General features: G+C 49.4%; 21 protein-coding genes and 1 rRNA gene. 7 read left to right on the top strand and 15 right to left on the bottom strand.

What is annotated here, in order from left to right:
• Positions 1 to 75: ribosomal RNA gene (rrf, locus tag BZG76_RS15685) — 5S ribosomal RNA — on the top strand; the annotation flags it as partial.
• A gap of 371 nt (positions 76 to 446) precedes the next feature.
• Here rrf and rsmC read toward each other — a convergent pair.
• From rsmC to BZG76_RS13545, 8 genes are all read right to left on the bottom strand, one after another.
• The gene (gene rsmC, locus BZG76_RS13580; protein ID WP_021024545.1) at positions 447 to 1,472 is read right to left on the bottom strand and encodes a 16S rRNA (guanine(1207)-N(2))-methyltransferase RsmC; all 1,026 of its coding nucleotides are present in this window, start codon (positions 1,470 to 1,472) and stop codon (positions 447 to 449) included.
• Positions 1,473 to 1,579: 107 nt separating this feature from the next.
• Positions 1,580 to 2,665: an AI-2E family transporter gene (locus BZG76_RS13575; RefSeq protein WP_077461757.1), complete on the bottom strand. Its 1,086-nt coding sequence runs from the start codon at positions 2,663 to 2,665 to the stop codon at positions 1,580 to 1,582.
• Positions 2,666 to 2,755: 90 nt separating this feature from the next.
• The gene (gene hemW / locus BZG76_RS13570) at positions 2,756 to 3,907 is read right to left on the bottom strand and encodes a radical SAM family heme chaperone HemW (RefSeq protein ID WP_077461756.1); all 1,152 of its coding nucleotides are present in this window, start codon (positions 3,905 to 3,907) and stop codon (positions 2,756 to 2,758) included.
• Positions 3,908 to 3,910: 3 nt separating this feature from the next.
• Positions 3,911 to 4,507: an RdgB/HAM1 family non-canonical purine NTP pyrophosphatase gene (gene rdgB, locus BZG76_RS13565; protein ID WP_077461755.1), complete on the bottom strand. Its 597-nt coding sequence runs from the start codon at positions 4,505 to 4,507 to the stop codon at positions 3,911 to 3,913.
• 28 nt (positions 4,508 to 4,535) lie between these two features.
• Positions 4,536 to 4,976 carry a DUF4426 domain-containing protein gene (locus tag BZG76_RS13560; RefSeq protein ID WP_108742910.1) on the bottom strand — a complete coding sequence of 147 codons (441 nt, stop codon included), beginning with the start codon at positions 4,974 to 4,976 and terminating at the stop codon, positions 4,536 to 4,538.
• A gap of 91 nt (positions 4,977 to 5,067) precedes the next feature.
• Positions 5,068 to 5,622, bottom strand: coding sequence for a YggT family protein (locus BZG76_RS13555; protein WP_077461754.1), 555 nt, complete (start codon positions 5,620 to 5,622; stop codon positions 5,068 to 5,070).
• Between the two features lie 16 nt (positions 5,623 to 5,638).
• Entirely contained in the window at positions 5,639 to 6,457 is an 819-nt protein-coding gene (gene proC, locus BZG76_RS13550; protein WP_077461753.1) for a pyrroline-5-carboxylate reductase, read from the bottom strand.
• 42 nt (positions 6,458 to 6,499) lie between these two features.
• A complete protein-coding gene (locus BZG76_RS13545; protein WP_077461752.1) occupies positions 6,500 to 7,201 on the bottom strand; it encodes a YggS family pyridoxal phosphate-dependent enzyme in 702 nt (233 codons plus the stop codon).
• Positions 7,202 to 7,224: 23 nt separating this feature from the next.
• Here BZG76_RS13545 and BZG76_RS13540 point away from each other — a divergent pair, with 23 nt between their 5' ends.
• Positions 7,225 to 8,262, top strand: coding sequence for a type IV pilus twitching motility protein PilT (locus BZG76_RS13540; RefSeq protein ID WP_077461751.1), 1,038 nt, complete (start codon positions 7,225 to 7,227; stop codon positions 8,260 to 8,262).
• Here BZG76_RS13540 and ruvX read toward each other — a convergent pair.
• The 7 genes from ruvX to BZG76_RS13505 form a co-directional block, all read right to left on the bottom strand.
• Complete coding sequence (ruvX, locus tag BZG76_RS13535) at positions 8,207 to 8,653, bottom strand: Holliday junction resolvase RuvX (RefSeq protein WP_021024536.1); 447 nt, start codon at positions 8,651 to 8,653, stop codon at positions 8,207 to 8,209. The two genes, BZG76_RS13540 and ruvX, sit on opposite strands and share 56 nt — an antisense overlap.
• On the bottom strand, positions 8,650 to 9,216 hold the full coding sequence (locus BZG76_RS13530) for a YqgE/AlgH family protein (protein ID WP_021024535.1): 567 nt from the start codon (positions 9,214 to 9,216) through the stop codon (positions 8,650 to 8,652). Before BZG76_RS13530 ends, ruvX begins: the two co-directional genes overlap by 4 nt.
• Before the next feature lie 88 nt (positions 9,217 to 9,304).
• The gene (gshB, locus tag BZG76_RS13525) at positions 9,305 to 10,249 is read right to left on the bottom strand and encodes a glutathione synthase (RefSeq protein ID WP_077461750.1); all 945 of its coding nucleotides are present in this window, start codon (positions 10,247 to 10,249) and stop codon (positions 9,305 to 9,307) included.
• 17 nt (positions 10,250 to 10,266) lie between these two features.
• Positions 10,267 to 10,998 carry a 16S rRNA (uracil(1498)-N(3))-methyltransferase gene (gene rsmE, locus BZG76_RS13520; protein ID WP_021024533.1) on the bottom strand — a complete coding sequence of 244 codons (732 nt, stop codon included), beginning with the start codon at positions 10,996 to 10,998 and terminating at the stop codon, positions 10,267 to 10,269.
• A gap of 119 nt (positions 10,999 to 11,117) precedes the next feature.
• On the bottom strand, positions 11,118 to 11,621 hold the full coding sequence (locus BZG76_RS13515) for a SprT family zinc-dependent metalloprotease (RefSeq protein WP_077461749.1): 504 nt from the start codon (positions 11,619 to 11,621) through the stop codon (positions 11,118 to 11,120).
• Between the two features lie 72 nt (positions 11,622 to 11,693).
• Positions 11,694 to 12,848 (bottom strand): methionine adenosyltransferase, encoded by a 1,155-nt coding sequence (gene metK / locus BZG76_RS13510; RefSeq protein WP_077461748.1) that lies wholly within the window; start codon positions 12,846 to 12,848, stop codon positions 11,694 to 11,696.
• A 178-nt stretch (positions 12,849 to 13,026) separates the two neighbouring features.
• Positions 13,027 to 13,947, bottom strand: a complete 921-nt coding sequence (locus BZG76_RS13505) for a LysR family transcriptional regulator (protein ID WP_077461747.1) — start codon at positions 13,945 to 13,947, stop codon at positions 13,027 to 13,029.
• A gap of 168 nt (positions 13,948 to 14,115) precedes the next feature.
• Here BZG76_RS13505 and BZG76_RS13500 point away from each other — a divergent pair, with 168 nt between their 5' ends.
• The 5 genes from BZG76_RS13500 to mscS all read left to right on the top strand — a co-directional run bounded on the left by BZG76_RS13500 (position 14,116) and on the right by mscS (position 20,766).
• Positions 14,116 to 16,071, top strand: coding sequence for a ligand-gated channel protein (locus BZG76_RS13500; protein WP_077461746.1), 1,956 nt, complete (start codon positions 14,116 to 14,118; stop codon positions 16,069 to 16,071).
• A 195-nt stretch (positions 16,072 to 16,266) separates the two neighbouring features.
• Positions 16,267 to 17,274: an erythrose-4-phosphate dehydrogenase gene (epd, locus tag BZG76_RS13495; protein ID WP_025744720.1), complete on the top strand. Its 1,008-nt coding sequence runs from the start codon at positions 16,267 to 16,269 to the stop codon at positions 17,272 to 17,274.
• Between the two features lie 68 nt (positions 17,275 to 17,342).
• Complete coding sequence (locus BZG76_RS13490) at positions 17,343 to 18,509, top strand: phosphoglycerate kinase (protein ID WP_077461745.1); 1,167 nt, start codon at positions 17,343 to 17,345, stop codon at positions 18,507 to 18,509.
• A 154-nt stretch (positions 18,510 to 18,663) separates the two neighbouring features.
• Positions 18,664 to 19,740: a class II fructose-bisphosphate aldolase gene (gene fbaA / locus BZG76_RS13485; RefSeq protein ID WP_021024526.1), complete on the top strand. Its 1,077-nt coding sequence runs from the start codon at positions 18,664 to 18,666 to the stop codon at positions 19,738 to 19,740.
• A gap of 168 nt (positions 19,741 to 19,908) precedes the next feature.
• Positions 19,909 to 20,766, top strand: a complete 858-nt coding sequence (mscS, locus tag BZG76_RS13480; RefSeq protein ID WP_021023331.1) for a small-conductance mechanosensitive channel MscS — start codon at positions 19,909 to 19,911, stop codon at positions 20,764 to 20,766.
• Positions 20,767 to 20,835: the final 69 nt, after the last annotated feature.

Genomic DNA, 20,835 nt, shown 5'->3' with positions numbered 1-20,835 from the left:
GAACTCAGTAGTGAAACGAAGCAGCGCCGATGGTAGTGTGGGGTCTCCCCATGTGAGAGTAGGACATCGCCAGGCTCTCATTGCTTATCTTGTTGATAACTCGATGCTTTTGATATCTTCGATGCTCATGTATTGGCATACACTGCGCGTCTCGATTCAAAATCCTCATCGCATCAAGCAAGATAATCTAATTAGAGCTTAATATTGGGCTTTAGTTAGCAAACATTTAAGCATCAAAGCAATGATATGTAAGACTTTGATGAGTGAAATACGAAGCCCTGACCTAACGGTCGGGGCTTTTTTGTATCTTTAATCTTTGATGAAAAACCAATAAAGCCCTGGCCTGACGGTCAGGGCTTTTTGTTGTAATGAGTCTTCAATGCAGGCTTTAGCGATGATAAATGTGGTGATAATAAAGCTGCTAAAGGTAACCCGTTGCTCTGATCTTACTCACGTGTTTTATATGCGTGATAGACCGCGAAGCGTCGAGTCTTGGCGATCGATTCACACTGTCCGAGACTGTCTTTAATTATCGGCGGATAGCGTAAGAAACTATTGGCCACCACAATGAGCTGGCCACCTTTGGATAGGTGAGAGGGGACGTTACGTAACAAAGACTCGGTTGGTGAGTAGCGTGTATCCAGTCCATCATGGAAAGGAGGATTACTAATGATAGTATTAAATGTCGCCTCAACACCATCAAGCATATCTGAAGGTAAAACTTGCCCATCTAAGCCGTTGGCGGCAAGTGTGGCTTTGCTTGATGCAATGGCGAGGTAATTAACATCCACAAGCGTCACTTGGCAATCAGGATAAGTAGCAAGGATATAGCTACCTATCACGCCTGCGCCGCAACCTACGTCTAATACGTTTCCTTTGATCGACGGAAGATGACGAAGCAATAACTCGGTACCGTCATCTAAACTTTTTTGGCTAAATACGCCGGGTAACGCACGAATGGTCAGTGACGTCTCGCCGAGGGTTAATGGGTAGTCAGTAAACCACGCTTCCAACGAAAAAGAGCTCGCAGGGGTGTGGCAGGTACCGTAATACATACTGCAGCGCCGCGCAGCATCGTATTTGCTAATAGACCCGTAGGGAGCGAAGCGTTTTTCAATGCTTTTGATGCCACTACGGTTTTCACCCACTACCATCCAATCAACCTCTTTCCCCAATGCGTGTGTCAACATTGCGAGTAAGTAATCAGCTTCTGCTTTTGCTTTAGGCCAATAAAATAAGACCAGATCGATGGGATGATCGATATCGAGCGTCGCGCCTGCATGAACAGTAATCGACGCTTTTTTCTGGCGTGTGGCGAAACCGTGATGCGTCGTAAAGACAGTGACGCTTGCGGCACGTTGCGATAATTGTTGGACAAAGTCATCTTCGAGCTCTCCTGCCAACAGCAGGTGTTTATTATCAAACAACGGAAGGTGACGCTGAGCAATTTCACTGGGGGCCGTGAGGGTCATGATTGTTCTCTTTGCATTATCGACGGTAATAAAGCGCACCGAAATAACCTGGCGCGTCGGGAGTCGAATTTTCCCACAAAGCACGCACCAGGCCAATCCTTAACGGGTTAGGCGTTGTCTTGGCGATCAAGGAAGTGTGCAAACTCGAGCTCATACATCCGGAATAACACCAATGTTAATGAGAAAATAATCGGACCGTAAATTAACCCCATTAAGCCAAAGAGGTGCAAACCGCCCAACAATGAGAAAAAGATAAGCAGGGTGTTCATGCCAGAGTTTCCCTGCATCAAAAAAGGGCGAAGTAGATTATCAATGGAGCCGACAACCACAACGCTCCATACTAAAAGCGCGAGCGCCCACTGCCAGTCACCGATTACTGCGAGATATAGCACTGTTGGTAACCAGATAAGTGCTGTCCCTATCACAGGAATAAAAGAGGCAAAGGCCATCATGGTGCCCCAAAAAAGGGCCGGTAAGCCTACTGCCCACATCGCTAGTCCGCCTGCAGCACCTTGTGCTAAAGCAGTGAGGAATGAACCGAGAACAGCCGATTTGGCGACTTTCTCCACTTCATCAAGCAGTTGGTCTTCTTGGCTACGTGACAAAGGGATAACATGACGCAGTGTTTGGATAATGTTGTCGTGATCGCGCAGTAAAAAGAACAGCACAAATAACATCAGCATAAAGGTGATAAAAAAGTTAGTGACATCGCCCAGTACTCCAGAGCTGAACTCAAGCATTTGACCGCTAAAAGAGGACATCCACGCGGCCAGTTTTTTAACCGTCTCTTGAGGGTCGATGACATCAAACGGTAGCCACTGATTGACAAAGTGTAAGGCTGATTGTATCTGCGGGTTATTGATCAGTTGCCTGGCCCCGCCGTTATTAAGCCATTCATAGCTACGAGTGAAAAAGCTCACACCTTGATCGATGATCGCACCCGCCACGACAGTGAGTGGAATAAAGATGATAAAGGTGATCAGAATGCAAGATAAGACCGATGCAGTATTGGGTCGCTGACCAATCTTTTCTTCGATGCGTTTATGGACGGGGAAGAACAGCAACGACACGATAAAGGCGAGCACAATCGCACCAATATAGGGCTCGATCAAAAGGTAACAGGCGTAAACGGCGATAATAAGGGCCGCAATTAAGGTCCAATGCTTGGGCTCGACGCGAAATGACGGAGTCACAGAGATATCCTTTTTAGCTTGTTGAATGATAGGGCTCGCCTTATGTTCCGGCGCCTAATTTATAGGCACCTTAACACATCGTTTGTTGCATTAGTCGGCTAAAAAAATGGCCAGCAGATCATTGAGAAATAATTTACCTTTTGGCGTGATTTGCCAATGGGTGCTTGTTTCTGTGATTAAGCCTTGCTCAGAAGCTTGAGAGATAGGCGCGGCGAGATGTGACAGCGGTAGCCCAGTGTGACTGACAAAATCAGCTTTGGGGCAGGGCTCGAGCAAGCGAAAACGGTTCATAAAAAACTCAAACGCAAGATCGGTATGTTTTACCCACTGGCTGTCGGTGAGGTAGGCTTTGTCTGGATCGAGGTAGCCACGTGGGTGTTTCACTTTGACGGTACGAAGTAAACGAGGTTGGTCATGCTCTAACAAGGTCAGTTTGCCATGTGCGCCGCAGCCAATTCCCAAATAATCCCCAAAACGCCAGTAGTTGAGGTTATGTGCACATTGGTGGCCTGGCAGGCTATAGGCGGAGGTCTCGTACTGCACATATCCCGCATCGGTCAGTCGTTGATGGCCTTGATCAAAGATGTCCCACAAGGTGTCTTCTTCTGGCAGGGTGGGCGGCTTAGAGTAAAACTGAGTATTAGGCTCGATAGTCAGTTGATACCAAGAAATATGCGGCGGCTTCAGTGCAATGGCTTGCTCCAAATCGCTGAGTGCTTCTTGTTCGGATTGATCGGGCAAACCATGCATCAGATCGAGATTAAAACTCGTCAGTCTCGCTTGGTGGGCAAGGTGAGCTGCCCGTTCTGCCTCACCAGGGCCATGAATACGGCCTAGCCGGGTAAGCTTATCGGCAGAAAAGCTTTGTACGCCAATGGATATACGAGTCACGCCCGCTTGGCGATAGCCAATAAATTTATCGGCCTCGACGGTGCCCGGATTGGCCTCCATGGTGACTTCCATATTGTTACTCGGGGTCAGTCGCGCATTGATCCCGGCGAGCAAACGCTCAATCTGAGCGGGCGACATCAGGCTGGGTGTGCCGCCACCGATAAAAATAGAGTGCAGTGGACGCGTGACTATTGAGGGATAAGCGGCCAGGTCGGTGTCGAGATCGTCGAGCAACGCATCGATATAATCGTCTTCTGGGATCGCGCCTTTTTGCGTGTGTGAGTTAAAGTCACAATACGGGCATTTTTGTACACACCACGGGATGTGTACATACAAACTTAATGGAATCATGGGTTATTGCGACGCTTTTAAGGCTTGAAATAGGGCGTTGAGGGCTTGACCGCGATGTGAGCGTTGTTTTTTCTCTGACGCAGGCATTTCGGCAGCGGTGCATTGCTGATCATGGGGCAAAAATACTGGATCGTAGCCAAAGCCGTTGTCACCTTGTGGTGCATGGGCAATTTGACCTTCCCAAACGCCATGACAGACCAATGGCGTCGGATCATTCGCGTGGCGCATGTACACCAATACGCAATGAAAACGTGCTTGGCGTGCATGGGTATCAGTATCATGCATTGCGTCGAGTAGCTTGGCGACATTATCGGCATCATTGGCGTCATCGCCAGCATAGCGAGCTGAATAGACGCCAGGTGCGCCTTTTAGCGCATCCACCTCAAGGCCTGAATCATCGGCGATGGCTGGAAGCCCGGTCAGTTTCGCCGCGTGGCGGGCTTTAATGATGGCATTTTCAATAAAAGTGGTCCCGGTTTCGTCAGCTTCTGTCACCGCAAAATCACTTTGCGGCAGAACCTCAAAACCAAATTCGCCGAGTAGCCCGGCCATTTCTTTTACTTTGCCTGCATTGCCGGTTGCCAGCACAACTTTATTCATGTCGGTTACCTATGTGTTTGTCACCCTGTTAAGGGGTATCGACGTAAAACGTGTAATTGTAGTCGAAGGAGGCACTGCGATTGCCCGCTGCGTTGAGATCAATCTGGAATTGATAGGTTTCCTCATCATCAGCGGCAAAGGTCGCAATGTAATAAATCGCGTCGCCTTCGCGGATCTCGGTAAAATCTAGCTCTCGACTGTTACCCACCAAGTTTTTGACTTGGCCTTGGACCTTGGCGGCAATCGCCGGTTTTCCAAGCTGCATGGTGTCGAGAACCGCGATATTAACCAACCCGCGATAGCCGCTGCGGGTAATATCATATTGCTTGGCGATGTCAGGGGTTAAAAACGTCGTTGATAAGGTGTTGTAGTGCACCTCTAATTCGCCGATTTCTTTAAACTGGCCCGCCCAAGCTGGGGTCATGACTATGCCACAGAGGCTAATCATCAAAGCAATGAGGTTACGCATAATCTTTCCTTGTTGTGATCGCATGAGCATACCGAAACCAGTACGCACGAGCGCCTCAGCCCGATCCTTGTCAGGGTGAGGCGCATATCCCTTATAGGGCGTACCAAACTGGGCCGACCATGTCGCCAATTAACATATTGATAAATTGTAGACCAATAAAGATCACCAAAATACTGAGATCCAGTCCACCGATAGGAGGGAGGATGCGACGCACTGGGGCGCAAACCGGTTCGGTTAACTGATGGAACACTTGCTCTACAGGGTTATTGCCTTGGCTAACCCAGCTGAGAATAGCACGTAGGATCAGCACCCAAAACAGCAGTTTACCGGCTGCTTTAAGCAGCGCAATGGCAGAAAACAGGAACATTCCTGAACTCATTGCTAATGGATTGCCGGCGACTAAATCCAGTGCCACAAATTTAGCGACCATCAGCAGATAAGCAAAGAGGACGGTCGCGAGATCTAATCCACCGAGCGCGGGAACCATCCGGCGCAGTGGACCCACAACAGGTTGGGTCGCCTTCACCACAAATTGAGAGAACGGGTTATAAAAATCGGCCCGAGACCATTGTAGCCATATACGGAGTAACACCACCATAATGTAAAGATCAAACGCGGTGTTGATCAGAAAGGTCATTGCATTCATATCGTCGCCTTAGTGATTAAAATTCTTGTTCCATTTGCTCAGCACGGCTCACCGCCGCCTGCATGGCCTGTGCGACTATGTCGCTAATATTGTGCTGCTCGAATACTTGCAACGCTTCTGCGGTGGTTCCTCCTTTTGAAGTCACCTGCTCGCGTAGTTCTCCAAGCGTGGTGTCTGGGTTCGCGGCCACCATTTCTGCCGCTCCCAGTGCGGCTTGTTGTACCAACGCCCTTGCTTGCTGGTCAGTAAAACCTTGGCGAATGGCTTCTTGCTGCATGGCTTCCATAAAGCGGAAAAAATAGGCCGGCGCACTGCCTGCAGCCGCAATCACACCATTGATACTCGCCTCATTATCGACCCAGCAGACTTCACCCACCGCTTTCATCAGCGCGGAGGCATAGTCTTGATCACCCGTCGTCACACCCGGTGATGCGTACAGGCCGCTCATGCCTTTACCCACCAGCGAAGGTGTATTCGGCATCACGCGCACCAGATTAAGTGATGTACCAGCCATTTGATTAAGACGGGCAACATTGATGCCAGCGGCTATTGAGATCACCATTTTCGACGACCAATCGACCGCTGGCAAGTCGCTTAATACTTTTGCCATTAATTGGGGTTTTACCGCTAAAACGATCACTTCCGCTTGTTGGCAAGCAAGAAGGTTGTTTGTGGTGGTTTGGATCCCGTATTGCGTTGTCAGCACATCGTTAGGATGCGCGCTGGGTGACGCGGCTGTAATGGCTGAGGCGGGATATCCTGCATCCACGAGTCCGGCAATGATGGATCGAGCCATGTTGCCAGCCCCAATAAAGGTGAGAGGGCGATGTTCCATGTATTCGGTTCCTGTTGTTCTCATCATTCTGTGTAGGTATCGTTAGCGGTAATCACGTGCACCAAAAACGGCGGTGCCGATTCTTACCATGGTACTGCCACATGCAATGGCAGCTGCCATATCACCGCTCATACCCATCGATAAGGTATCAATAGTCGGCGTGTGTGCGTGGAGCGAATTAAACGCGGTCGCTAAAGGCTCAAACGCGGCACATTGGTGCTGATAATCTGTTTCCGGTTGCGGGATCGACATGAATCCTCGCACGGTGAGGTTGGGTAAAGCCCGCATTGATTCAATCAAATCCATGGCTTCATCCAGTGTTATGCCTGATTTAGACGCCTCACCGCTGGTATTCACTTGTACTAAAACGTTGAGTGGCGGCAAATGTGCGGGACGTTGCTCACTTAGACGTTTAGCAATTTTTAACCGATCGACTGAGTGGACCCAATCAAAGTGGCTGGCGATCAAGCGCGTTTTGTTCGACTGAATTGGACCAATAAAGTGCCATTCAATCTTTGTGTTTGGGGCATGTGTGGCAAAGTGCTCCACTTTTTCGACGCCTTCCTGCACGTAGTTTTCGCCAAATGCGGTTTGACCTGCGGCCACGGCCTCTGCGATCGCCTCGACGGGTTTTGTTTTACTCACCGCAAGCAACTGCACCGAATGATCGGGTCGGCCGCATTTTTGGGTGGCGAGGTCTATTTGTTCCCTGACCTGTTCAATATTCTGCTTAATATTACACATACCTGATTCTACGAGGAAAATGAATGGAAATTACTGAGCTATTGGCCTTTAGTGTAAAGCATCGTGCGTCAGATCTACATCTTTCTGCGGGCGTGCCGCCAATGGTGCGGGTAGATGGCGATGTGCGCAAGCTCAGTCTACCTGCGCTCAATCATCAAGTGGTCGAGCAATTGATTATCGCTGTGATGAATCCCCAGCAACGGCAAACGTTTGTAACCGAATGGGAGGTGGATTTTTCGTTTGAGCTGGCCTCGGTTGGCCGGTTTCGGGTGAACGCTTTTCATCAGCAACATGGGTGCGCGGCGGTATTTCGGGTTATCCCAGAGGCGCTGCCAACCTTGGAAGCGTTAAACGCACCTTCTGTCTTAACAGAGCTCGCGTCGCTCACTCAGGGGCTGGTACTCGTGACTGGGCCGACGGGATCGGGCAAATCAACGACGTTGGCAGCGATGGTTGATCATATTAATCGTCATCAACAAAAGCATATTCTTACTATTGAAGATCCGATCGAGTTTATTCACTCGCCGCAACAAAGCTTAGTGAATCAGCGGGAAGTGAATCGTGATACGCAATCCTTTCAACAGGCGCTGCGTTCGGCCTTACGGGAGGATCCAGATGTGATTCTGGTCGGCGAGCTACGAGACTTAGAGACAATAAGCTTAGCATTGACGGCCGCAGAAACTGGCCATTTAGTCTTTGCCACGTTACATACCGCGAGTGCGGCGAAAAGCGTTGACCGGATTATCGATGTGTTTCCAGGGAGTGATAAGCCCTTGGTTCGCTCTATGTTGTCTGCCTCTTTGCAGGCGGTAGTATCGCAGCAGCTCGTCAAAAACACCCAGGGCCGACGGGTCGCTGCGTATGAAATTATGAAAGCCACCCCTGCGATTGCTAACCTTATCCGTGAAGACAAGGTGGCGCAGATGACTTCCATGATGCAAACAGGCGTCGCCCAGGGGATGCAAACTATGGAGCAGGCGATAATACGGCTGACCGACCAAGGGGTTATTCCGAGGCGTGAAACGGCTCAGCATATTGGCGCTCAAACCAGCTTTCAATAATCACAACGGCTGACTGGGCGTCGACAGCTCCTTTACCTAAGGCTTTGTAGCCGCCTTGTTCAAAAAGTGCTGCGCGGGCTTCGCGTGTTGATAGGCGCTCATCATGTAACGAGACCGGGAAACCAAAGCGCCCATGTAAGCGATTGGCAAATTTTTTCGCTCTGGGTGTAATGGTATCGAGAGGTTCACCTTGTAAATCTAATGGCAACCCAACCACTAAATAATCAGGTTGCCATTCTTTTAATAGGGCATCAATGTCATCCCAGTTAGGAATACCATCGCGCGCTTTCAAAGCGCATAAAGGGCGAGCGGTGCCGGTTAACGACTGACCGATGGCAACGCCAATGCTTTTTACCCCGTAATCAAAACCCATCACGGTTTGTGCGTTCATGCGTGTCCTACTTGTGAAGAAAGGTTGGCGGCGTCAATGCCGAGTTGGTCGAGCGCTTTTTGCCAACGTTGGTGGACAGGGGTATCAAAAATTACGCTGGGATCGGCCTCCAGTGTGAGCCAACTATTTTCGGCTAACTCTTGTTCAAGCTGTCCGGCCTCCCAGCCTGCATAACCCAAGGCCACCAAAAATTGCTCTGGCTGTTGCTCGGTCCCGAGAATCGATAAGATATCTTTTGAGGTGGTCACGGCTAATTGATCCGATACGGGCACACTGGTGCCATACGAACAATTGGCCGGATGCAGCACAAATCCTCGATCTTCAGACACCGGCCCGCCAAATAAAACGGATTGAGTCAGACTTTCGGTTGTTTTGGAAAGCGGCACGTCGCGCTCTACCTCAATTTGGTCCAGCATTTTACCCACGGACAAGTTAATAGGGTGATTGATCATTAACCCCATGGCGCCGTCATGATTATGCTCACACACGTAGATAACACCCTGTTGAAAACGGCTATCGGCCATGCTCGGCATTGCGATTAAAAAATGATTTTTCAGATCCATATCGCCGTCTCCTGTTCGTACGCTTACGTTGAGTATGCGCAAAATATGTGTATTTAGGCAATCATAGAGGCGCAATGCGCCTCATTTTTTATTTGCAGCGTTGGGCGATCGCTTCCATCAAGATGTCGCCTACGGAAATATCATACGCGGCGTCAATTTCACGAATACAGGTCGGACTGGTGACATTGATTTCTGTGAGCTTATCGCCGATCACATCGAGTCCAACGAAGATCAGCCCTTTTTCTTTCAATGTCGGTGCGACTGCACGTGCAATTGCCCAATCCGTCTCCGATAAAGGACGTGCTTCACCACGGCCACCGGCGGCGAGATTACCGCGCGTTTCACCTTCTGCTGGAATGCGGGCCAAACAGTAGGGCACCGGTTCGCCGTCAACAATTAAGATGCGCTTATCACCATTGCTGATGTCAGGGACGAAGGTTTGTGCCATGCAAAAACGTTGGCCATGCTCAGTAAGGGTCTCAATGATCACACCAATATTCGGATCACCTTGTTTGACCCGGAAAATAGAGGCGCCCCCCATGCCATCGAGCGGCTTCAAAATAACATCACCGTGCTGGGCTTGGAATGCACGAATCTCGTCGGCACGTCGTGTCACTAAGGTGGTGGGTGTGTGTTCAGGGAACCAAGCGGTATAGAGTTTCTCGTTACAGTCACGGAGGCTTTGCGGTTTGTTCACAATTAAAACACCGGCTTCTTCTGCGCGCTCTAGCATGTAGGTCGCATAGATATACTCGGTATCAAAGGGGGGATCTTTTCGCATCAAGATCGCATCAAACGCGCGCAGCGGTAGGGTTTGTGTTTGGTGTACTTGATACCAATTGTTAGGATCATCCATGACACTCACTGTTTGGGTGCGAGCACTCGGTTCACCCTGCAGCATCGACATATCATTCATCGAAATAGTATGTATTTCCCAGCCGCGTTGTTGTGCCGCCAACATCATGGCAAACGTGGAGTCTTTTTTTACACTGATGGCCTCAATGGGATCCATCACTACACCTATTTTCATCATGTCTCTCCTGTTTGCCGTTAACCCAGGTCGCCAAAACGGACTTGTAGCGCGGTAATGGCTGTCAGCGCCGCCGTTTCTGTGCGTAAGACCCGAGGGCCCAATAAAATTTCTTCAAAACCACGATCACGTGTCATCGCTATTTCTTCTTCTGACAATCCGCCTTCTGGCCCAATCAACAAACGTAGCTTAGAAGGGGCTTGAGGAAGTGTATTGAGGGAATACGGTGCGCGAGGATGAAGGTTGAGTTTCAATCCATCAAATGCCTGTTGGCACCAAGTGTCTAGGTTGATCACGGGATTCACGGTGGGGACGATATTGCGCCCACTTTGTTCGCACGCGCCAATGGCTATTTTTTGCCATTGTTGGCGTTTTTTCTCCAGTCGATCAGCATTGATCTTGACCCCACATCGCGCCGATAAAAGTGGCGTAATGGTATTTACCCCTAACTCAACCGATTTTTGTACGGTAAATTCCATTTTCTCACCACGAGAAATAACCTGTCCCAGTTCAAAATCTAGTGGCGATTCAACACCGACCTCTTCGCGGGCTGAGATGGTTGCGGTGACGTGTTTCTTACTGATTTGCGTCAAGGTCGCTGGAAATTGTGCCCCAGAACCATCAAAAAGCAGAATTGGTTGCTCTGCTTGCATTCTTAATACGCGGCCTAGATGATTCGCCGCTTCATCGCTTAAGGTCACCGTGCCTTGAGACGGTAAAGGCGCCGGGTGATAAATTCGAGGAATTCGCATGGTGTTCGCTTTCCATTATCAATCAGCCTCCAGTGTAACATGGCTACCGGTGGCAATAGGTGATGTGTTAATCGGGAACGTGTCAATAATATGGGGACGGTGAACGGAAAAGCAAATGGCTAATGTTTTTCGCTAACCGGCGTCAGTATCTGTTGGCACTGTTTGCACCGATAGGTTGCCTGGCCGCGCAGAACTTTATGATGACGGCGTATCGTTAAGGCCACTGGCCCACAACGGCATTGGTACGAGAAGGTTTTCCCTTGCACCGCTGTGATATCAAGCTGGTGGGTCGTGTTTGCTGGAACATGAAACAAGTTAGTCATTAGGTCGCGCCATTCCGGACCATGAGGTTTGACACGCCCATGCAGCGCGAACGTGACTAAATGACAGACTTCATGCGGGATCACCTCATGAAAAAAAGCGTCGGCGTGCTGCTGGAGCAATACCGGATTAAACCTTAATCGCCATTCTGTCGGATGCGCGGTGCCTGCGGCGCGCCCTCGTAACGTAAAGCCAATTGTTGGATAAACCAGTTGGCGATCTAGTTGTCGATTGGCACGATCAATACAGGCGTGAACCTGGTCGGTGACCGATTGTATCAAGGTGTTAGAAAGAGAAGGCATAGGTGTCGACTCACACTGCGATCAAAAAAGGGAAGCGAACGCTTCCCTTTGTAAAAAGCGAATCAGGCCAGATTAACCAAGCTTGGCAAATTCACGCAATAGGTCTGCTTTGTCGGTTTTCTCCCATGGGAAAATTTCACGACCAAAATGGCCATACGCAGCAGTTTGCTTATAAATAGGTTGCAGTAAGTCGAGCATTTCTTGTAGGCCATACGGACGTAGATCGAAGTGCTCACGAACAGCTTTAATAATCACCTCTGGCGCCACTTTTTCAGTGCCAAAGGTTTCGACCATGATAGACGTTGGCTCGGCCACACCAATGGCGTACGACAATTGAATCTCACAGCGGTCAGCAAGGCCAGCTGCGACGATGTTTTTCGCTACATAACGTGCGGCGTAGGCGGCAGAACGATCCACTTTTGATGGATCTTTGCCTGAGAATGCCCCGCCACCGTGACGGGCTGCGCCACCGTAGGTATCCACGATAATTTTACGGCCGGTTAAACCACAGTCTCCCATCGGGCCACCAATCACAAAGCGACCCGTTGGATTAATAAAGAATTTGGTCTCTTTGGTGAGCCATTCTGCAGGCAGAACCGGTTTGATAATTTCTTCCATGACCGCTTCGCGGAGATCGTCGGTTGAAATGCTGTCGCCATGCTGTGTTGACAGCACCACGGCGTCAATGCCCGCAATCTTGCCGTTGTCGTAGGCGAAAGTGACCTGGCTTTTTGCATCAGGACGTAGCCAATCTAAGGTGCCATCTTTACGCACTTGCGCTTGGCGCTCAACCAAACGGTGTGAGTAAGTAATAGGGGCTGGCATCAGTACATTGGTTTCATTGGTGGCAAAACCAAACATAATCCCTTGATCGCCCGCACCTTGATCTTTGGGATCAGCGCGGTCAACGCCTTGGTTTATATCAGGCGATTGCTTGCCAATGGTGTTCAATACTGCACAAGAATTGGCATCAAAACCCATATCGGAATGGACGTAACCAATATCGCGTACCGTTTGGCGAGTGAGCTCTTCAATATCAACCCAGGCTGAGGTCGTCACTTCCCCGCCTACCATGACCATTCCGGTCTTCACGTAGGTTTCGCAGGCAACGCGCGCTTTGGGATCTTGCTCAAGAATGGCATCCAAGACCGCATCAGAAATCTGATCGGCGATTTTATCAGGATGGCCTTCAGAGACGGACTCTGAGGTAAACAGGTGCTTAGCCATGTGACACTCTCATTGGTTATCAAGAATACCGACGATACGTAGCGAGTTGTCTCGCCGATCATCTCAGATGTTTTAACTTCTAGACGTCTATTTTATTCGCAAATACGATAAACGCAAGTCAGTTAATGCATCAGGGGGCCTCTCTAGGTATAGCAAAGGCGAGCCGTATCGTATTGTCCTAAGTAACGGCTTGAGGCGATCTTGCGGGTTGCCAGCCGGTTGGAGCCGCTTCTTGCAGCCAATGTTTGAGTGACTCGACACGCAGAGGAAGGCGGCCAGCACTGCAATAAAGATGTAATGGGACCGGCGCTGAGTGCCATTGCGCTAAACACCGTATAATTTTATCAGGGTGGTGTTTCTGATAGCCAGCTGCACTCCAAGTCGGCAGAAGTCCGACACCTTGTCCATTTGCAATCGCATCTAACTGGATCGCTATCATGTCGCAATTGAAACGGCTAGGCATGGCGCTTAAATGGTAGGTGTTATCGTGATTATGGAGCGTCAACCCTTGCCGCCGAAGGGCAAAAACATCCAGCCATGGATGGCCGTCCAAAGCGCTTGGATGCATAAAAGGGCCGTGTTGTGCCACGTAGTGTGGTGCAGCATAAATACCATATTGCCAAGTGCCTAGCTTATGAGCTCGACAGTTCATCGGCAGTATAATATCGCCCGCCCAAATAATCAGATCCGCAGACTGGATACGCGCTGGGCTGACGTCACTCGTTAATGTAATGGAAACCTTGGGGTGTTGCGCTAAAAAGGCATTTATCGATGGCCCTGCCCATCCACGCATCATGCCTGGGTGGCAAATCACGTCAATTGGCCCTTGAAGGTGATTATTTAACCCTTGGATCGCTTCTTCACTTTCCTCGACCAAATCGAGCATTTGTTGGCAGTAACGGGAGAATATCTCGCCTGCTTTGGTTAACACTAGCCGGTTTCCTTGCCGTTGTGTCAGTGACTGCCCCATATCTGTCTCGAGCTGCGCTAAACGACGACTGAGAGTTGATTTGGGCTGTCCCAGTGCTTTCGCGGCCGCCGTTAGGCTTTGATGTTGGCATAAAGCAACAAATGCACGAATAGAGGAGAAGTCCTGCATAATCGTCCTTTTTGATTCCGTTGAAAGTCCACACTTGTCGTTTGGTGACTATGACGTCGTTCTATCACTGGAACGAAGTGTTCCTGTTTTGCCACTAGTTGTCCTGACTTAGATGTGAATAATTATCATATAACAAACGATAATCATTATCACAGAATGGAGTTGATTATGTCCAGTTGTCTTCGTCCCTGCGTACTTGGGATGGTTTTAGCCGGTATCCCCTTAAGTGCCATTCATGCGGCTGAAGCGGTCGATCAAAATACTGAAACCATGGTCATCACGGCCTCAGGATTTGAGCAAGCCACAGCAAAGGCGCCAGCAAGTATCAGTGTGATTAGCCGTGACCAACTAGAAGGTCGTTATTATCGAGATGTCACGGATGCCCTAAAACGCATCCCTGGCGTGGTCGTGACAGGCGGTGGCGATACCACGGATATAAGCATTCGCGGTATGGGGTCAAAATATACCTTGATGCTGGTGGATGGAAAGCGTACCACCAGTCGAGAAACACGCCCAAACAGCGACGGACCCGGCATTGAACAAGGTTGGCTGCCGCCTTTGCAAGCGATTGAGCGTATTGAGGTGATTCGCGGGCCGATGTCGACATTGTATGGCTCTGATGCCATTGGTGGGGTAATTAACATTATTACGCGTCGTAACCAGCAAGAGTGGCACGGTAACGTGCAGCTGAGTACGTTATTACAAGAAAAACGCGCATCAGGCGATGAACAAAGTGCCAACTTTTACCTTTCTGGCGCCCTAAGCGATAAACTGGGTATGAAGGTATCGGGCCAAACGGTTCAACGTCAAGAAGACGACATTACTTTCGGTTACGAGGATAAATCTTTACGCAGCCTATCAACCTCGTTGACCTATGATGCCAGCGATTTTCAACAATGGACCCTGGACCTAGGCGCGAGCTCGCAAGAGCGCAATGGCCAAATGGGTAAAACCGTGCCGACCGAGGGTTGTCGAGGCGGTTGTGAAAACAGCAATAATGAATATCGGCGACAATCGGTAGCGCTCGGCCATGAAGGACATTGGACGTGGGGCTGGTCAGACTCACACCTACAGCACGAGCAAAGCCGCAATAAAAGTCGTGAGATGACGATTAACAACACCGAGTTTAAAACCCGTCTTATCCGTGATTTTGACACACACACTTTGACGGTTGGCGGCTCGGTGACCCATGCCGAACTGGAAGACTTTTCCTCTAATCAAGCATCGAGCCAAACTGAAATTGACAATACTCAGGCCGCCTTGTTTGTGGAGGATGAATGGCGAGTGATTGACCCATTTAGCGTGACGCTAGGCCTACGTGTTGATCATGATGAAAACTATGATTATCACGCCAGTCCACGCCTGTATGGTGTTTATCAGCTCACCGATAGCTGGATAGTGAAAGGTGGGATCGCGACCGGATTCCGTTCACCACAACTGCGAGAAATTGCGCCGAATTGGGCGCAAGTGAGTCGTGGCGGTAATATCTATGGTAACGCCGACCTGGAACCTGAAACGTCTGTGAACTCAGAAGTGAGTATTAACTATCAAGGCGACACCGGAGTTAGTGGCTCGTTAACAGCATTCCATAATGACTTTAAAGATAAGATCACCCGTGTGACCTGCCCGGCTTCCGTGTGCACCGACGGTCCCAATCGGTTTGGCTCAGATCCAACTTATCGAATCAATGTTGACGAAGCCGTTACCCAAGGCATAGAGGCCAATGTATCTGCTCCCGTGACTGACACCATTGATATCAGCGCCAGTTATACCTACACCGATTCGGAGCAGAAGACCGGTGCGTATAAAGGCCAACCTCTGAATCAAATTCCTCAGCAGCTCGCGTATGGCGAAGTAAACTGGCAAGCCACCGAGCGGTTGAGCCCTTGGGTCAGCGCGACCTACCGTGGCGAAGAAATGGATCCTGTCAAAGGCCCATCCTCGCGAAGCAATATAGAGCCGAGCTACACCTTGGTAGACGCTGGGATGAACTATCAGCTCAGCGACGCCATTGAGCTTCAAGGTGCGGTTTATAATCTATTGGACAAAGAACGTGACTATGAGGATTACGGCTATATCAGTGATGAACGCCGATATTGGTTAGGCATGAATATCAGCTTCTAAGTCACAATAAAGGATGGTCTTGCTGCATCGATTGAAGCCGCCATCACACTGCCACGCCCGTCTCGGACTTTTACCGGACGGGCGTTTTTTTACTACGCTTTGTTCTCAACTCGCGTGAGAAGACTCACACAATACGTGCGTCTTTTACGTGCTTGAGATACACTGTGTACCATCGTCAAACAAGCACCGATGGACATGGCACTCAGAGTCGCAATTAATGGATTTGGCCGCATAGGGCGCAGCGTATTGCGTGCCCTGTACGAGAGCGGTAAGCACGATCGCATTCAAGTGGTGGCGATTAATGAACTCGCCGAGCCGGAAGCGATGGCGCATCTGCTCCAGTATGACTCGAGCCACGGTCGATTCGGTTGGCCTGTTTCTTACAATCAAGAACATTTGTTTGTCGCCACCGACAGCATTCGCCTTCTTCACTTACCGGAATTACAACTGTTACCTTGGCGTGATCTTGATGTTGATATTGTCTTAGACTGTACGGGTAAATTTGGTACCCGTGAAGACGGCGAAGCACACATTGCCGCTGGCGCTAAAAAAGTCTTGTTTTCACACCCTGCGAGCCAAGATGTCGACCGAACCGTGATATATGGCGTCAATCACGAGGCATTGACGACAGACGATCGTATTGTCTCCAATGGATCTTGTACCACAAACTGCATTGTGCCGGTGATCAAAGCGCTGGATGAGCACTTTGGTATTGAGTCTGGCACCATTACCACCATTCACTCTTCAATGAATGATCAGCAGGTGATCGATGCCTACCATTCCGATCTTCGTCGTACACGCACGGCTAGCCAGTCTATCATTCCTGTCGATACCAAATTGCATGTTGGGATCGGTAGGATTTTTCCGAAATTTTCTGACAAGTTCGAAGCGATTTCTGTGCGTGTGCCGACGATAAACGTGACAGCTATGGATTTAAGTGTCACTGTACGTACTAAAGTGAAAGTTAATGACGTAAATCAAGCTCTGCAAACCGCATCTCGATGTACATTAGACGGTATACTGGATTATACCGAAGCGCCCTTGGTGTCGATAGACTTCAACCACGACTCACACAGTGCCATTGTCGATGGGTCGCAAACGCGGGTGAGTAATCATCAGCTGATAAAAACGTTGGTTTGGTGCGACAACGAGTGGGGCTTTGCCAACCGAATGTTGGATACCACCTTGGCGATGGCGCAATGAGTGCGCTAACGCAAGGGGGTCGCCCTGATTAAGTCAGTTTCAATTTGCAACCTTATAGAGAGGACCCTATGTCTGTAATTAAGATGACCGACTTAGATCTTGCCGGAAAGCGTGTCTTTATCCGTGCGGATCTGAACGTGCCGGTAAAAGACGGTAAAGTTACCTCTGACGCACGTATTTTGGCGTCATTGCCTACCATCAAACACTGCTTGGAAGCCGGCGCGAAAGTGATGGTGACCTCTCACTTGGGGCGTCCTGAAGAAGGACAACCTGAAGACCAATACTCACTGCAACCTGTCGTGAACTATCTTGACGACGCGCTAGACTGCAACGTTAGCCTGGCTAAAGATTACTTAGACGGTCTTGAACTGAACGCCGGTGAGCTCGTCGTGCTAGAAAACGTTCGCTTTAATAAAGGCGAGAAGAAGAACGACGAAGCACTGTCTAAAAAGTACGCCGCACTGTGCGATATTTTTGTGATGGACGCCTTTGGTACTGCGCACCGCGCGCAAGCATCAACCCATGGTGTGGGCACGCATGCACCGATCGCATGTGCGGGACCATTACTGGCGAACGAACTCGACGCGCTTGGTAAAGCAATGGATAACCCTGCTCGTCCAATGGTGGCGATTGTGGGTGGGTCAAAAGTGTCGACCAAACTGACCGTTTTGAAATCACTGTCTACCGTTGCAGACCAACTGGTTGTCGGTGGTGGTATTGCCAACACCTTTATTGCAGCGGACGGCCACAATGTGGGCAAATCGCTTTATGAAGCAGATTTGGTGGATACGGCGAAATCTTTGATGGAAGAGTGCCATATTCCTGTTGCGACCGACGTTGCGTGTGCCAAAGCGTTTGATGAAAATGCAGAGGCTGAAATCAAGCGTGTTGAAGACGTGCAAGACGATGACATGATCTTCGACCTAGGGCCAGAATCTACCCAAGCACTGGCTGACATCTTGAAAAATGCCAAAACCATTCTTTGGAATGGCCCAGTGGGTGTTTTCGAGTTTAAGAACTTCGAAGCAGGCACTGCAGGGATTTCAAAAGCAATCGCTGAGTCTGAAGGCTTCTCGGTTGCAGGCGGTGGTGATACCTTGGCTGCAATTGATAAATTTGGCATTAAAGCCGATGTGTCTTACATCTCAACCGGCGGCGGCGCCTTCCTTGAGTTTGTTGAAGGCAAACCACTTCCAGCGGTAGAAATGCTGGAAGCGCGTGCGAAAGACGCATAAATCCGACGATAAAACGGGAGTGATGTCTCCCGTTTTTGCTTTCGTTTGACTACAATAGGCCGAGTCGTAAACGATTGCACCGTATTGATAAGGGTGCCGATACGCATCTTTACTCAGTTCAGCAAAGACAACCCGATTTAATAGGACAAGAGCCATGTCTAAAGTTTTTGATTTTGTAAAACCTGGCGTTATCTCTGGCGATGATGTTCAGAAAGTATTTGAAGTTGCTAAAGAGAACAAGTTCGCGTTGCCAGCGGTTAACGTGGTAAACACTGACTCTATCAACGCTGTAATGGAAGCTGCGGCGAAAGTAAAAGCGCCAGTGGTTATTCAATTCTCTAACGGTGGTGCAGGCTTCTTCCCAGGCAAAGGCCTGAAGCTAGACGGTCAAGAAGCGCAAATTAAAGGCGCTGTTGCCGGTGCGAAATACGTTCACGCGATGGCTGAAGTGTATGGTGTGCCAGTGATTATGCATACTGACCATGCAGCGAAAAAACTGCTGCCGTGGATCGACGGTCTGCTTGATGCCGGTGAAGCTTTCTTTAAAGAACACGGCAAGCCACTGTTCTCTTCTCACATGATTGATCTTTCTGAAGAGTCACTGGAAGAGAACATGGAAATCTGTGCCGAATACCTGGCGCGCATGGACAAAATGGGCATGACGCTGGAAATCGAACTGGGCATTACTGGTGGTGAAGAAGACGGCGTGGATAACAGCGATGTTGATACCGCTGACCTTTACACCAAGCCAGAAGAAGTGGCGTACGCATACGAAAAACTGTCTGCTGTAAGCCCTCGCTTCACCATTGCCGCTTCATTCGGTAACGTTCACGGTGTTTATAAGCCAGGTAACGTAGTACTTAAGCCAGAAATCCTACGTGAATCACAAGCTTACTGCTCAGAGAAATTTGGTCTGCCGACCAATGGCCTAAACTTCGTCTTCCATGGCGGTTCGGGCTCTTCAGAAGCGCAGATTCAAGAGTCTATTGGCTATGGCGTGATCAAAATGAACATCGATACCGATACCCAGTGGGCAACATGGGATGGTATCCGTCAGTATTATCAAGACAACGAAGGTTATCTGCAAAGCCAAATCGGTAACCCGAAAGGTGATGATCAGCCAAACAAAAAATTCTACGATCCACGCGTATGGTTGCGTAAAGGTCAAGAATCAATGGTTGCACGTCTTGAGCAAGCCTTTAAAGATCTTAACGCGGTTGACGTACTGTAAGTTACAGTACTGATAGCACAAGAAGACATGAGCCCGCCATATTTGGCGGGCTTTTTTTATATATGGTGATGCCGCGTTCACTGAACGAAGACGCGAAGATAGACAGCGGAGGGTAAAAGCCTGTTACTATTAGGTTATGATTTATTCCAATCATAGAGGGAAAAAGGAATGAGTGAAGAGAACACGGTGGTAGAAGGGGCGAAGTGGGCACAAACATGGCTCACCAACAACCAAGATTTATTGATTCAATATGGGGTCAATATTGTCTCAGCATTATTGATTTTAGTGATCGGTAACATGGTGGTAAAAGGACTCGCCAATTCCATGGCGGGAGTAATGCGCAAGCGTAATATGGACAATGCGGTGGTTGAGTTCATCCATGGCTTGGTTCGATACTTGCTTTTTATCATCGTGCTGATTGCGGCACTCAGCCGTGTTGGCGTACAAACCGCTTCTGTGATTGCGATTCTTGGTGCTGCTGGTTTAGCCGTCGGTTTAGCCTTACAAGGATCGTTAGCTAACTTTGCCGCTGGCGTCTTGATTGTGATGTTTCGCCCCTTTAAATCAGGGGATTATGTCGAACTGGCAGGTGTTGCAGGCTCTGTCGAGTCGATACAAATTTTCTCTACCGTGCTGACCACCCCTGACAACAAAATGGTGGTGGTGCCGAATGGTTCAGTGATCAGCAGCCCTATCACTAACTATTCTAAGCATGCGACACGTCGCATTGATTTAACCATTGGTGTGGCGTACAGCGCGGATTTGAAGAAAACCAAAGCGGTATTAACCGATATTGTGACGCAGCATCCGCTTATTCTAAAAGATCCTGAGCCTAATGTGGCGGTGATGACATTGGCCGACTCATCCGTGAACTTCGTCGTTCGACCTTGGGTGAAAACAGAAGATTACTGGAGTGTGTATTTTGAGCTCCTGCCGACCATCAAAGAAGCGCTGGACGCAAACGGTATTGAAATCCCTTTCCCGCAAATGAGTGTTCATTTCGAGCGCGGTGAGAGCCAAGCGTAAGCAGTCTATTGGTTTTAGCAGTCTATTGGTTTTCACTGGTATGGGTGCGGTAAGTGTGCCGCATCCATT

It is taken from the genome of Salinivibrio sp. AR647 (genome assembly GCF_001995415.1).
In the GTDB taxonomy this organism is placed as follows: domain Bacteria; phylum Pseudomonadota; class Gammaproteobacteria; order Enterobacterales; family Vibrionaceae; genus Salinivibrio; species Salinivibrio costicola.
The sequence above is the reverse complement of the archived record's forward strand: the minus strand, read 5'-3'. Positions and strand labels throughout refer to the sequence as shown.